Consider the following 13,569-nt stretch of genomic DNA (forward strand, 5'->3'; position numbering starts at 1 on the left):
TTCGAGCCTAGGCAGGCAGGCCAAGTTTTTCCAATTGCGACATACCCAATGGGCAAGTCAACAGTTTCGGATGTTCCTACTCGGTGGGCGTCTTGCGCCAGCGGATGCCCGCGGCGATGAAGCCGTCCAGGTCACCGTCGAACACGTTGGACGGGTTGTTGACCTCGTACTCGGTGCGCAGGTCCTTCACCATTTGGTACGGGGCGAGCACGTAGCTGCGCATCTGGTCGCCCCAGCTGGCGGTGATGATGCCGGCGAATTCCTTCTTGGTGGCCGCCTCCTGCTCACGCTGCAGCAGCAGCAGCCGGGACGCCAGCACCCGCATGGCCGCTGCACGGTTCTGGATCTGGCTCTTCTCGTTCTGGCAGCTCACCACCAGGCCGGTGGGAAGGTGGGTGATTCGCACGGCGGAGTCGGTGGTGTTGACCGACTGCCCGCCGGGGCCGCTGGAACGGAACACGTCCACGCGGATGTCGTTGTCGGGGATCTCCACGGCCTCGGCCTGGGCGATCAACGGCACCACCTCGACGGCGGCGAATGAGGTCTGCCGCTTGCCCGCGGAGTTGAACGGGCTCATCCGCACCAGGCGGTGCGTGCCGGCCTCGACGCTCAGGGTGCCGAACGCGTACGGCGCGTTCACCTCGAAGGTGGCCGACTTGATGCCGGCCTCCTCGGCGTAGCTCACGTCGAGCACGTTGGTGGTGTAGTCGTGCTGCTCTGCCCAGCGCAGGTACATGCGCAGCAGCATCTCGGCGAAGTCGGCGGCGTCCACTCCCCCGGCGCCGGCGCGGATGGTGATCACGGCCGGGTTCGGGTCGAACTCGCCGTTGAGCAGCGTCTGCACCTCGAGGTCGCCGAGCACCTTCTGCACGCTCAGCAGCTCGGCCGTGGCCTCGTCGGCGGAGTCCTGGTCGCCCTCGGCGTTGGCGAGCTCGACGAGCACCTCGAGGTCGTCCAGGCGGGACTCGATGCTGTCGATCCGCTTGAGCTCGCTCTGGCGGTGGCTGAGTTCGCTGGTCACCTTCTGGGCGTGCTCGGAGTCGTTCCACAGGTCGGGGGCACCCGCCTGGTCGCTCAACTCGGCAATGTCCAGCTTCAGCCTGTCGATGTCGATCACCGACCGGATGTCGTCAAACGTGGCCCGCAGCGCGGCGATCTGCTCAGAGAAATCCAGCTCAATCATTGTGGAATCCAGCCTACCGGGCTGCCCGCGACGGCACCTGATCCGGCGGAGACGGCGGTAGCATCGATTCGATGAGTACCGAGCGCCCTTTCAGTCTCCGAGGGGTGGCCCTGGCAGCGTTCCTGCCCACCATGCTGTTCTCCATCGGTGAGGGCGCGATGATCCCGCTCATCCCCCTCGTCGCCGACGGCCTCGGCGCGTCCCTGGCCTTCGCCGGCTTCATCGCGGCCATGGTCATGGTCGGCGAACTGATCGGCGACATCCCCAGCGGCGCCGTGGTGTCCCGCTTCGGCGAACGCAACTCGATGATCGGCGCCTCGGTGCTCGCGGTGCTCGCGGTCCTGGTCTGCATCGTCGCGCCCAACCCCATCGTGCTCGCCGTCGGCATCTTCCTCATCGGCCTGGCCACGGCCGTGTTCGCTCTGGCCCGGCACGCGTTCATGACCAGCTACGTTCCGGTGGCCTACCGGGCCAGGGCGCTGTCCACCCTGGGCGGCGTCTTCCGGGCCGGCTGGTTCGTGGGCCCGTTCATCGCGGCCGGCGTCATCCACCTCACCGGCGGCACGACCGCGGTCTTCTGGATCTTCATCGTCTGCTGCCTGGCGGCCGCCCTGGTGCTGTTGCTGCTGCCCGACCCGTCGAGCACCTTCGCCAGCGCCCAGCCCGGCAGCGAGGACACCCCCGTGCGGACGGCCGGCGAGGACCTCGCCGCGGCGGAGACCGCCGGCCTGTTCAGCACGATCTGGCGCTACCGCGGCGTGCTGCTGCGGCTCGGCACCGGCGCAGGCCTGGTCGGCGCGATGCGCGCCACCCGCACGGTGCTGCTACCGCTCTGGGCGGTGAGCATCGGCATCAACGAACCCGACACCGCCCTCATCATCGGCATCGCCGGCGGCATCGACTTCGCGCTGTTCTACTCCAGCGGGCAGATCATGGACCGGTTCGGCCGGATGTGGACGGCGATCCCGTCGATGATCGGCCTGGGCCTCGGGATGCTCGCGCTCGCGTTCACCCACGACGCGCCCGCGAACGTGCAGTGGTTCATCGGCGTGGCCATGTTCCTGTCCCTGGCCAACGGTATCGGCAGCGGCCTGCTGATGACCCTGGGCGCCGACCTGGCCCCGCCCACCGGTCCGGCCCCGTTCCTGGGTGCCTGGCGGTTCACCGCCGACTTCGGCAGCGCCGCCGCTCCCCTCGCCGTCGCCGGCATCACCGCGCTGGTGTCGCTGTCGGTGGCCAGTGGTGTCATGGGCGTCGTCGGCCTCATCGGCGCCGGCGTGCTCTGGCGCTACATCCCGCGGTACGCGCCGCGGCATCCCCGTCCCACCCCGAGAGAAAGATAGACATCGTGCCCCTCACCGGAGAATACGCAGCCAGCCCCGAGAAGTGGGTCCGTGACCAGGTCGACCTGTACGAGACCTCCGGCGGCACCAAGGGCACGACCATGCGCGGGATGCCCGTGATCGTCCTGACCACCCTGGGCGCCAAGTCCGGCAAGATCCGCAAGGCTCCGCTCATGCGGGTCGAGCACGACGGCCGGTACGTCGCTGTCGCGTCCCTCGGCGGCAGCCCGAAGAACCCGGTCTGGTACGCCAATGTGGTGGCGCATCCACTGGTGGAGGTGCAGGACGGACCGGTGCGACAGGACATGACCGCCCGCGAGATCACCGGCGAAGAAAAGGCGATCTGGTGGGAACGCGCCGTGGCGGCGTACCCCGACTACGCCGACTACCAGGTCAAGACCGACCGGGTCATTCCGGTGTTCCTGCTCGAACCGATCGCAGCACCGCCGGCCTCCTAGTGGCCAGGCCACCGAGCCGGTCGAAGAAACGCGGCCCCCAGCTCGACCGGATCGTGCTCGACAATCTGCTGGACAACGACGGCGCCCTGGTCGGCCGCGGCGACGACCGTGAGGCCGAACGCTACAGCCGGGTGGACTTCTCCGGGCGGGACTTCACCGGAACCCGGTTCGCGGAATGCGAATTCCACGGGGTCGACCTGAACACGACGGTGCTGCGCGGCAGCACCTGGAACGAGTGCATCGCCACCGAGCTGCACGCGGCAGTCTTCAGCGCCCCCCGGTCCAGCTGGCGCGACGTCCGCATCGAGCACTCGCGGCTCGGCTCGGTCGAACTCTACGATTCCAGCCTGCGCGGTGTGCAGCTGGACGGGTCGAAGCTCGACTTCATCAACCTGCGGAACGCCACCGTCACCGACGTGTTGCTCTCCAATTGCATCATCGACGAGCTCGACCTCTCCGGCGCCACCGTGCAGAGGCTCGAACTGCGGGACTGCCGGATCGGCACCCTCGATGTGGCCGGGGCGCGGCTCACCGACGTGGACCTGCGCTCCAGCGATTTCTCGGCCATCCACAGCCTGGAAGGGCTCAAGGGCGCCACCATCGACGACGCCCAGCTCGCGCTGCTCGCTCCGCTGCTCGCCGCGCAGCTGGGCATCATCGTCGAATAGGCCGAAACGTATGGCTGGCTAGAGCCACTTCTCCGCGAGGTGCTCCGCCACGACCCGGCGGATGGTGCCGGTCTTGCCGCGCAACACGATGGACTCGGTGCGGATCTTCGGTCCCATCTTGCGCACCCCGCCGACCAGCTGGCCGTCGGTGACGCCAGTGGCGACGAAGTAGGTGTTGTCGCTGGTGACCAGGTCGTTCACGCCCAGGATCCGGTCCAGGTCGTGGCCGGCGTCGATGGCCCGCTGGGCCTCGTCGTCGTCCTTGGGGTGCAGCCGGGCCTGGATGAAGCCGCCGAGGGCCTTCAGCGCACAGGCCGTGATGATGCCCTCCGGGGTACCGCCGATGCCCACGCACATATCGATGCGGGTCTCCGTGATGGCCGCGTTGATGCCGCCGGCCACGTCGCCGTCGAGCATCAGCCGGGTGCCGGCGCCCGCGGCGCGCACCTCCTCGATCAGGCCCGCGTGCCGGGGCCGGTCCAGGATCGCGATGGTCATGTCGGACACATCCTTGCCCTTGGCCTTGGCCAGGGCGCGGATGTTCTCGCCGATCGGCTGGCGCAGGTCCACGACGCCGTGGCCCTCCCAACCGGTGACGATCTTGTCCATGTAGAAGACGGCGCTCGGGTCGTACATGCTGCCGCGGTCGGCGACGGCGATCATGCTCAGCGCGTTCTGGCGGCCGTTGGCGGTGAGCGACGTGCCGTCGATCGGGTCGACCGCGATGTCGCAGGACGGTCCGCGGCCGCTTCCGACGTGCTCGCCGTTGAACAGCATCGGGGCGTCGTCCTTCTCACCCTCGCCGATGACGACGACGCCGTCGAAATCGACCGTGCCGAGGAACTTGCGCATCGCATCGACGGCAGCGCCGTCGGCGGCGTTCTTGTCGCCGCGGCCGATGAACGGCACGGCGCGGATGGCGGCGGCCTCTGTCGCCCTCACCAGCTCCATGCCGAGGCTGCGGTCGGGGTGGAGGTAGAGGGAGTCGTGTTCGGTAGTCACTGTGTGTTGGTGTCCTTCGAGATCGTATGTGGGTTGCTGATGGACTCAGCCGGCAGCATCGCCGGTACGGGGCCAGCTTACCCAGCGCCCGTGCGGCGGGACCTTGTACCCCGAGCGCTTCCACATGTGCCCTCGCTAGACTTGACGGACACCCCCGCTCGATTTCGAGGAGAAGCAATGCCCATCGCAACCCCAGACCAATACGCCGAAATGCTGAACAAGGCCAAGTCGAAGGGGTTCGCGTACCCCGCATTCAACGTTTCCTCCTCGCAGTCGATCAACGCCGTGCTCCAGGGCCTGACCGAAGCCGGCTCCGACGGCATCATCCAGGTCACCACCGGTGGCGCCGACTACTTCGCCGGCCACACCGTCAAGAACCGCGCCGCCGGCGCCCTCGCGTTCGCCAAGTTCGCGCACGCCGTCGCTGACAACTACCCCGTCACCGTGGCCCTGCACACCGACCACTGCCCCAAGGGTGCGCTCGACGACTTCGTCCTGCCCCTCATCTCGGCCTCCGAGACCGCAGTGGCCGACGGCTTCAACCCGATCTTCCAGTCCCACATGTGGGACGGCTCGGCCATCGCGCTCGACGAGAACCTCGAGATCGCCAAGGGCATCATCAGCCGCACCAAGGCGATCAACGCCATCCTCGAGGTCGAGATCGGCGCCGTCGGCGGCGAAGAAGACGGCGTTGAGGGCGACATCAACGACAACCTGTACACGACCTTCGACGACACCGTCAAGATGATCGAGGCCCTCGGCCTCGGCGACCAGGGCCGCTACATGGCCGCCCTCACCTTCGGTAACGTGCACGGCGTCTACAAGCCCGGCAACGTCAAGCTGCGCCCGGAGCTCCTCGCGGAGATCCAGGCCAGCGTCGCCGCCAAGTACGGCACCAGCGCCCTGCCGCTCGACCTCGTCTTCCACGGTGGCTCGGGCTCGACCGACGCCGAGATCGCCGAGGCCGTCAAGAACGGTGTCGTGAAGATGAACGTCGACACCGACACCCAGTACGCGTTCACCCGCGCCATCGCCGACTACATGCTGAAGAACTACGACGGCGTGCTCAAGGTCGACGGTGAAGTCGGAAACAAGAAGCTGTATGACCCGCGCGCCTGGGGCAAGGTCGCCGAGACGGCCATGGCCGCCCGCGTCGCCCAGGCCACCCGCCAGCTCGGCAGCGCCGGCCACTCGAACAGCTAGTCAGTACAGCTAGCAGAGCGAACCGGATGACGATGGCAGAGAACACTCCAGACCAGAAGCCGGCGGCAACCCCGCCGGTGGACTACCGCCCCCAGCCCCGCTACGGCGAGCTGGCTCCGGAAGGCTGGACCTGGACCCCGCCGCAGGAGGAAACCCCTCCTGCGGCCTCTGCCACCGTTGCCCCGGCGCGCCCCTCGGCGCCGACGGAACCGGCCGATCGGCCGCGCACCGCGGCGCCGGCCTGGGACCGTCCCGTCACCGCGATCCTGCTGGTGCTCGGGCTGCTGGGCACCTTCATCACCATTTCGGTGCTGGTGCCCCTGCCCGAGGCCATGCAGATGCTCTACACGCAGGCAGGCCTCGGCACCTATACCCCGGCCAACTCCGTCGCCGCGATCATCACCGCCGGCAGCATCGGCCAGGTTGTCATCTGGCTGGTCACCGCAGTGCTGTCGATTCTGCTGACGCTCCGCCACCGGCGCGCGTTCTACGTGCCGCTGATCGGCGGCGTCGTGTCGTTCGTGCTCCTGGTCGCCGCGATGGCCGTCGTGCTCGCCGGCGACTCGGCCCTGCTCGACTACTTCAGCCAGCCGTAGCCCGCCGGACCGCTCGACCTACTCGGTCCGGCTGACCCGCCCGCCGATCGCGCGGGCGTCGGTGTTGCCCTGCAGGTCCTTGCGCAGCTCCTTGGGCAGCGAGAAGAGCAGGTCCTCTTCAGCGGTCTTGACCTGGGTGACGTCGCCGTAACCGGCTCCGGCCAGGTCGCGCAGCAGCTCCTCGACGAGCTCCTCCGGCACGGATGCCCCGCTCGTCACGCCGACGGTGTTCACGCCGTCGAGCCATTCCTGCTTCACTTCGCTGGCGTAGTCCACCCGGTAGGCGGCCTTCGCGCCGTATTCCAGTGCCACCTCGACCAGGCGCACCGAGTTCGACGAGTTCGCCGAGCCCACCACGATCACCAGGTCGGAGTCGCGGGCGACCTTCTTGATGGCCACCTGGCGGTTCTGGGTGGCGTAGCAGATGTCGTCGCTGGGCGGATCTTGCAGGTTCGGGAACCGGGCGCGCAGGCGCCGCACGGTCTCCATGGTCTCGTCCACGCTCAGCGTGGTCTGCGACAGCCAGACAACCTTGTTCGGGTCGCGCACCGTGATGGTGTCGGCCTCGTCCGGGCTGCCGACGAGCGTGGTGTGCTCCGGCGCCTCACCCGCGGTGCCCTCGACCTCTTCATGGCCCTCGTGGCCGATCAGCAAGATTTCGAAGTCGTCCCTGGCAAAGCGCACGGCCTCGCGGTGCACCTTGGTGACCAGCGGGCAGGTGGCGTCGATGGCCGACAGGCCGCGCTCGGCGGCGGCGTTCACCACGGCCGGCGACACCCCGTGGGCGCTGAAGACGATGTGCGAACCGGTGGGAACTTCATCCACCTCTTCGACGAAGATCGCGCCCTGCTTCTCGAGTTCACTCACCACGTGGGTGTTGTGCACGATCTGCTTGCGCACGTAGACCGGCGCGCCGTACAGCTCAAGCGCCTTCTCGACGGCGATGACGGCGCGGTCGACGCCGGCGCAGTAGCCGCGTGGGGCCGCGAGCAGCACCTTTTTCAGGCCATCCACGGGGGTATCCTTGAGCCTGTTGCGCAGGCTCGGAATTCTGGGCATGCCAAGGCCGATCACGGGCGCATTAGTACTGGTACTCACCCGAACAGTCTAAGCGGGCGCGTCTGAACAGACCGTGCGAGCCGACAGTTCCCGTCGGCCAGATCCAGGAGACCCATGAACGCCGTCACGATGCCCGCCGCGGGCGACGCACCTCCCACCATCGACGCGCCCTGGCCGGTCGGAGTGCTCTCCAACAAGATCCGCGGCTACATCGAACGGCTCGGCACCGCCTGGGTCGAGGGCGAGATCGTGCAGTGGGGCTCCAGCGGCGGCAACGTCTACGGCAAGCTGAAAGACCTCTCCATCGACGCGACCGTGAGTTTCACGGTCTGGTCGTCGGTGAAGGCCCGCCTCACCGGCGACTTCAAGCAGGGCGACCGGGTGATCGCCCTCGTCAAGCCGAACTACTGGGTCAAGGGCGGCACGCTCACGATGCAGGTCTACGAACTGCGCCACGTCGGGCTCGGCGACCTGCTCGAACGACTGGAGCGCTTGCGGGCCCAGTTGAAGGCCGAGGGACTCTTCGACGCCTCCCGCAAGAAGGCGCTGCCGTTCCTGCCGCACCGTATCGGCCTGGTCACCGGCAAGGACTCCGACGCCGAGAAGGACGTGCTGCGCAACGCCCAGCTGCGCTGGCCGGCCGTGGACTTCAGCGTCGTCCACGCCGCCGTGCAGGGTGATCGGATGGTCGCCGAGGTCACCGCCGCCATCCAGCGGCTGGATGCCGACCCCACCGTCGACGTGATCATCGTCGCGCGCGGTGGCGGCGATTTCCAGAACCTGCTCGGCTTCAGCGACGAGGGCCTGGTGCGCGCCGTCGCCGCCTGTAGCACCCCGGTGGTCAGCGCGATCGGCCACGAGGCCGACCGGCCGCTGCTCGACGACGTCGCCGACCTCCGCGCGTCCACCCCCACCGACGCGGCCAAGCGTGTGGTGCCCGACGTGTCGGACGAACTCAACCGGGTGCAGCAGGCCAGGGCGCGCCTGAGCAGCCGGCTCACCGGCATCCTCGCCAGCGAGGTCGACCGGCTCGAACAGCTCCGCAGCCGCCCCGTGCTCAGCGGCTCGGACTGGATCATCGACAGCCGGTCGCAGGACCTGACCCGGTACGTCGCCCGCGGCGCCGAGCTCGTGCACCGCACCCTCGAACGGGCCGGCTCCAGCGTCGTCGAACTGCGCTCCCAGCTGCGCGCGCTCTCCCCCCAGGGCACCCTGGACCGCGGGTACGCGATCGTGCAGCTGCCGGACGGCCACGTGCTCCGCACGGCCGACCAGGCGCCGGCCGGAACCGACCTGCGCATCACCGTTGGCGTCGGTACCGTGCCCGCGGTGTCGAAATAGGCCCGCGGTTTCGAAATCAAACTGTCGAAATAGAATGGATCACATGACTTCGCCCGCCGCCACGCCCACGAACGATCTCAGCTACGAGCAGGCCAGGGATGAACTGATCCGTGTCGTCTCGGTGCTCGAGCAGGGCGGGTCGACCCTGGAGGAGTCGTTGGCACTGTGGGAGCGGGGCGAAGCCCTCGCGACCCGCTGCGAGGAATGGCTGATCGGCGCGAAGGCGCGCCTGGACGCCGCCCGCGGCGCGGCCACCGCGGAATGAGCCGCCCGCCTCGCCCGCCCCGGGTCGTCGCCGAGCTCGGCCGGCCGGAGACCGCCGAGGAACGTGCCACCCGGCTGGCGACGAACTCACGCAACTATCGGTCGCGGAAGACCATCAACAACCTCGTCTACTCGCTGCTCGCGACGGTGGGCGCGGTCATCGTGCTCGTGCTCATCGTTCCCCGCAGCGACACCCCGCTCACCCGCAACGTCGATTACGCCGCCGTGGCCGAGCAGGCCCAGCCCGGCATCGAGGTGCCCCTGGCCGCGCCCGTCCTGCCGGGCGGCTGGGCGGCCAACGCTGCGGAGTGGCGGAGTGGCGGCAGCGACGGCGTCTCCAGCTGGTACATCGGCCTGATCACCCCCACCAACGAGTTCGTCGGTCTCACCCAGGCCGTCGACGCCGACCCCACCTGGCTCGCCGACCAGCTGCAGAAGGTGGCCGCCAGCGACACCATCAGCATCGACGGCGTCGAGTGGGATGTGTACCGCAACCCGGTGCCGGCCGAGGACCAGGGCAACTTCGAATCCGCCCTGGTCACCGAGGCCGGGGCCAGCAGCTACCTGCTGATCGGCACCGCCCCCGACGACGAGCTCGCGGTCGTCGCCGGGGCCCTCGCCGAGCAGATCACCACCGAACAGTCCAACAGCACCGAGCAGTCCAGCACAGAACAGTCCAGCACAGAACAGTCCAGCACCGAACAGTCCAGCACAGAACAGGACGGGTCCTCCGAATGACCAGCACCCCCACCCCAGCCGAAGTGTGGAACGACCTCGCCGAGGGCAACGAACGCTTTGTGAACGGTTCGCCGCAGCATCCCCGCCAGGATGTCGACCGCCGGGCGGAAACCGCGTTCGAGCAGACGCCGATGGCCGCACTGTTCGGCTGCAGCGACTCCAGGCTGGCCGCCGAGATCATCTTCGACAAGGGCCTCGGCGACCTGTTCGTCGTGCGCAACGCCGGCCAGGTCATCTCCGACTCGGTGCTCGGCTCGCTCGAATACGCCGTCGCCGTGCTCAAGGTGCCGCTGATCCTGGTGCTCGGCCACGACCGCTGCGGCGCCGTGCGCGCCGCCATCGACTCGCAGGCCGACGAGCCCGACGCACTGCCCCCGCACATCGACAACATCATCCAGAAGATCGTGCCGGCGGTGCGCCGCGTCGGTGGCACCCAGACCGGCCCGCTCGACCCGGACCGGGTGGACGCATCCGCCGTCGGCCGGGAACACCTGCGCGACACCGTCGCGGAGCTGGTGCAACGCTCCGAGATGATCAGCGCCGCCGTCGCAGACGGTACATTGGCTATCGTCGGCGCGAATTACCGGCTCCTCGAGGGTCGCGCTGATCCAGACATCGTCGTCGGCGTCGTTTAGGCGTCATGCGAGCTTTATGTGCCTGCACAGCGTCAGGCGCGTGCACATTGAATCGAAAGGTATGACACACCGTGGTGGACATTTCAACTGAGACCGGCGCTGTACCCACTGAGTACAGGATCGAACACGACACCATGGGCGAGGTGCGGGTTCCCGTGGCCGCGCTCTACGGTGCACAGACGCAGCGGGCGGTCGAGAACTTCCCGATCTCCGGCTCGGTGCTCGAGTCCGCCCAGATCGCCGCCCTCGCCCGCATCAAGAAGTCGGCCGCGCAGGCCAACGCCCGCCTGGGTGTTCTGGACGCGAACATCGCCGACGCCATCGCGGCCGCCGCCGACGAGGTCATCACCGGCCGGCACGACTCCGAGTTCCCGATCGACGTCTACCAGACCGGCAGTGGCACCTCCTCGAACATGAACATGAACGAGGTCCTCGCCACCCTCGCCACCCGGCGGCTGGGCAGCCCGGTGCACCCCAACGACCACGTCAACGCGTCGCAGTCCTCCAACGACGTGTTCCCCACCTCGGTGCACATCGCCGTCACCAGCGCGCTGATCGACGACCTGATCCCGTCGCTCGACCACCTCGCGGTGGCGTTCGAGGCCAAGGCCGAACTGTGGGCCACCGCCGTCAAGGCCGGCCGCACCCACCTGATGGATGCCACGCCGGTCACCCTCGGCCAGGAGTTCGGCGGCTACGCCCGCCAGATGCGCCTGGGCATCGAGCGGGTGCGCACCGCGCTCCCCCGCGTCGCCGAGGTCCCGCTGGGCGGCACGGCCGTCGGCACCGGCATCAACACCCCGGCCGGTTTCCCGCAGCTGGTCATCGAGCTGCTCTGCGACGAGACCGAACTGCCGATCACCGAGGCCCTCGACCACTTCGAGGCGCAGGCCAACCGGGACGGTCTCGTCGACGCCTCCGGCGCGCTCCGCACGATCGCCGTCGGACTCACCAAGATCTGCAACGACCTGCGCTGGATGGGCTCCGGCCCCAACACCGGCATCGGTGAACTGAGCATCCCCGACCTGCAGCCGGGCTCGTCGATCATGCCGGGCAAGGTCAACCCGGTCATCCCCGAGGCCGTGCTCATGGTCTGCTCCCGGGTGATCGGCAACGACGCCACCATCGCCTGGTCCGGCGCCTCAGGAGCCTTCGAGCTCAACGTGGCCATCCCCGTGATGGGTACTGCGCTGCTCGAGTCGATCCGGCTGCTCGCCAACGGCGCCCGGGTGCTCGCCGACAAGACCGTCGACGGCCTTGAGGCCAACCTCGACCGTGCCCGCGCGCTGGCCGAATCCTCGCCGTCGATCGTCACCCCGCTCAACCGGGTGATCGGCTACGAGGCCGCCGCGAAGGTGGCCAAGCACTCCGTCACCCAGGGCCTCACCGTGCGCGAGTCCGTGATCGACCTCGGCTTCGTCGAGCGCGGCGAGGTCACTCTCGAGCAGCTGGACACTGCCCTCGACGTCCTGAGCATGACCCGCCCGCCCCAGGCGTAACTGCTGGTCGAGTAGCTGCGCTGGTCGAGCCTGTCGAGACCCGGGTCTCGACAAGCTCGACCAACGGGGTCATCAGGCCAGCTCGTTGCCCTCCAGCATCTCGGTGACCAGAGCGGCGATGGCGCTGCGCTCGGACCGGGTGAGGGTCATGTGCGCGAACAGCGGATGCCCCTTCAGGGTCTCGATAACACTCGCGACGCCGTCGAAGCGGCCCACGCGCAGGTTGTCGCGCTGCGCCACATCGTGGGTGAGCACGACCCGGGAGTTCTGCCCGATCCGGCTCAGCACCGTCAGGAGCACGTTCCGCTCCAGCGACTGCGCCTCGTCGACGATCACGAAGGCGTCGTGCAGGCTCCGGCCGCGGATGTGGGTGAGCGGCAGCACCTCGAGGATGCCGCGTTCCACCACTTCCTCGAGCACGTTCTCGCTCACCAGGGCGCCGAGCGTGTCGAAGACGGCCTGGCCCCAGGGCCCCATCTTCTCCTGCGCGTCGCCGGGCAGGTAGCCGAGCTCCTGGCCGCCCACGGCGTAGAGCGGCCGGAACACCATGATCTTGCGGTGCTGCTGGCGCTCCAGCACGGCCTCCAGGCCGGCGCAGAGGGCGAGCGCGGACTTCCCCGTACCCGCTCGACCTCCCAACGACAGGATGCCGATCTCCGGGTCGAGCAGCAGGTCGATCGCCAGGCGTTGCTCGGCGGAACGGCCGTGCAGGCCGAACAGGTCCCGGTCGCCGCGCACCAGGCGCAGTTCGCCCCTGCCGGTGACCCGGCCGAGCGCCGAGCCGCGGTCGGAGTGGATGACCAGGCCGGTGTTCACCGGCATGTCCTGCACCAGGCGGGTCTGCAGGGACTCCTTGTCGTAGAGGTCGTTCACCTGCTCGGCGCTCAGGGTGATCTCGTCCATGCCGGTCCAGCCGGAGTCCACGGCCAGCTCGTGCCGGTACTCGTCAGCGGCCAGGCCGATCGAAGCGGCCTTCACCCGCAACGGCAGGTCCTTGGACACCACGGTGACCGCGAGCCCGTCGTTGGCGAGGTTCATCGCCACCGCCAGGATGCGCGAATCATTGTCGCCCAGTTGCAGGCCGTTGGGCAGCACCGACATGTTCGAATGGTTCAGCTCGACCCTGAGGCTGCCGCCCTCCCCCACCGGGATGGCGAAGTCGAGTCGTTCGTGCTTCACCCGGAGTTCATCGAGGTAGCGCAGTGCCTGGCGGGCGAAATACCCGATCTCCGGGTCATTGCGCTTGGACTCGAGTTCGGTGATCACCACCACTGGGAGAACCACTGCATGCTCGGCGAATCGGAAGATCGCCTTCGGATCGGACAGGAGAACCGAGGTGTCAAGCACGAACGTACGCTCGGTTTGGTCGACTCCTGACGTCGTCTGTTCAGCGTTCAGGTAGTCGGTTCGATTAGCGGTCACAACCACTCCCACCCCGCACCGGTGAAGGTGCGGATTCTTTGGCGAGCGACCACAAGCTTTTTCTCGAGCCGTACTTATGTGGCCGTCTCGATCAGGTGCCGTACCTGATGAGATGAAGCTACGTCGGTTGGCGGGAAATACAAAAAACGACACGCCCA

The 13,569-nt window shown here is 68.2% G+C and carries 14 protein-coding genes; 10 read left to right on the top strand and 4 right to left on the bottom strand.

The genetic code is table 11. From position 1 onward, the window contains the following. Positions 1 to 76: 76 nt before the first annotated feature. The gene (prfB, locus tag ACU5E9_RS06105; protein ID WP_456812725.1) at positions 77 to 1,183 is read right to left on the bottom strand and encodes a peptide chain release factor 2; all 1,107 of its coding nucleotides are present in this window, start codon (positions 1,181 to 1,183) and stop codon (positions 77 to 79) included. 71 nt (positions 1,184 to 1,254) lie between these two features. Here prfB and ACU5E9_RS06110 point away from each other — a divergent pair, with 71 nt between their 5' ends. The 3 genes from ACU5E9_RS06110 to ACU5E9_RS06120 are packed head-to-tail and all read left to right on the top strand — an operon-like array spanning position 1,255 to position 3,652. Beyond that, the gene (locus tag ACU5E9_RS06110; protein ID WP_456812726.1) at positions 1,255 to 2,526 is read left to right on the top strand and encodes an MFS transporter; all 1,272 of its coding nucleotides are present in this window, start codon (positions 1,255 to 1,257) and stop codon (positions 2,524 to 2,526) included. Between the two features lie 5 nt (positions 2,527 to 2,531). After that, complete coding sequence (locus tag ACU5E9_RS06115) at positions 2,532 to 2,984, top strand: nitroreductase family deazaflavin-dependent oxidoreductase (RefSeq protein ID WP_456812727.1); 453 nt, start codon at positions 2,532 to 2,534, stop codon at positions 2,982 to 2,984. Then, the gene (locus ACU5E9_RS06120; RefSeq protein ID WP_456812728.1) at positions 2,984 to 3,652 is read left to right on the top strand and encodes a pentapeptide repeat-containing protein; all 669 of its coding nucleotides are present in this window, start codon (positions 2,984 to 2,986) and stop codon (positions 3,650 to 3,652) included. Before ACU5E9_RS06115 ends, ACU5E9_RS06120 begins: the two co-directional genes overlap by 1 nt. Positions 3,653 to 3,670: 18 nt before the next feature. Here the strand turns inward: ACU5E9_RS06120 and glpX are convergent, their stop codons facing one another. Beyond that, on the bottom strand, positions 3,671 to 4,603 hold the full coding sequence (gene glpX, locus ACU5E9_RS06125; protein WP_456813504.1) for a class II fructose-bisphosphatase: 933 nt from the start codon (positions 4,601 to 4,603) through the stop codon (positions 3,671 to 3,673). A 228-nt stretch (positions 4,604 to 4,831) separates the two neighbouring features. On the opposite strand from glpX, the gene fbaA reads away from it, so the two are divergent. After that, on the top strand, positions 4,832 to 5,857 hold the full coding sequence (gene fbaA, locus ACU5E9_RS06130) for a class II fructose-bisphosphate aldolase (RefSeq protein WP_456812729.1): 1,026 nt from the start codon (positions 4,832 to 4,834) through the stop codon (positions 5,855 to 5,857). Between the two features lie 26 nt (positions 5,858 to 5,883). Then, positions 5,884 to 6,453, top strand: a complete 570-nt coding sequence (locus tag ACU5E9_RS06135) for a DUF6264 family protein (protein WP_456812730.1) — start codon at positions 5,884 to 5,886, stop codon at positions 6,451 to 6,453. An 18-nt stretch (positions 6,454 to 6,471) separates the two neighbouring features. On the opposite strand, the gene ACU5E9_RS06140 is transcribed toward ACU5E9_RS06135, so the two are convergent. Continuing rightward, positions 6,472 to 7,512 (bottom strand): 4-hydroxy-3-methylbut-2-enyl diphosphate reductase, encoded by a 1,041-nt coding sequence (locus ACU5E9_RS06140; protein WP_456813505.1) that lies wholly within the window; start codon positions 7,510 to 7,512, stop codon positions 6,472 to 6,474. A 114-nt stretch (positions 7,513 to 7,626) separates the two neighbouring features. Between ACU5E9_RS06140 and xseA the strand changes: the two genes are divergently transcribed. The 5 genes from xseA (at position 7,627) to ACU5E9_RS06165 (ending at position 11,989) form a co-directional block, all read left to right on the top strand. After that, positions 7,627 to 8,853, top strand: a complete 1,227-nt coding sequence (gene xseA, locus ACU5E9_RS06145) for an exodeoxyribonuclease VII large subunit (RefSeq protein ID WP_456812731.1) — start codon at positions 7,627 to 7,629, stop codon at positions 8,851 to 8,853. Between the two features lie 43 nt (positions 8,854 to 8,896). Further along, on the top strand, positions 8,897 to 9,118 hold the full coding sequence (locus ACU5E9_RS06150) for an exodeoxyribonuclease VII small subunit (RefSeq protein ID WP_456812732.1): 222 nt from the start codon (positions 8,897 to 8,899) through the stop codon (positions 9,116 to 9,118). Then, on the top strand, positions 9,115 to 9,855 hold the full coding sequence (locus ACU5E9_RS06155; RefSeq protein WP_456812733.1) for a DUF4245 domain-containing protein: 741 nt from the start codon (positions 9,115 to 9,117) through the stop codon (positions 9,853 to 9,855). The genes ACU5E9_RS06150 and ACU5E9_RS06155 overlap by 4 nt, the downstream gene beginning before the upstream one ends. Next, positions 9,852 to 10,490 (top strand): carbonic anhydrase, encoded by a 639-nt coding sequence (locus tag ACU5E9_RS06160; RefSeq protein ID WP_456812734.1) that lies wholly within the window; start codon positions 9,852 to 9,854, stop codon positions 10,488 to 10,490. The genes ACU5E9_RS06155 and ACU5E9_RS06160 overlap by 4 nt, the downstream gene beginning before the upstream one ends. Before the next feature lie 74 nt (positions 10,491 to 10,564). After that, positions 10,565 to 11,989: a class II fumarate hydratase gene (locus ACU5E9_RS06165; RefSeq protein ID WP_456812735.1), complete on the top strand. Its 1,425-nt coding sequence runs from the start codon at positions 10,565 to 10,567 to the stop codon at positions 11,987 to 11,989. A 72-nt stretch (positions 11,990 to 12,061) separates the two neighbouring features. Here the strand turns inward: ACU5E9_RS06165 and ACU5E9_RS06170 are convergent, their stop codons facing one another. Continuing rightward, positions 12,062 to 13,411: a PhoH family protein gene (locus ACU5E9_RS06170; RefSeq protein ID WP_456812736.1), complete on the bottom strand. Its 1,350-nt coding sequence runs from the start codon at positions 13,409 to 13,411 to the stop codon at positions 12,062 to 12,064. Positions 13,412 to 13,569: the final 158 nt, after the last annotated feature.

The sequence above is a fragment of the Cryobacterium sp. AP23 genome (assembly GCF_054075385.1).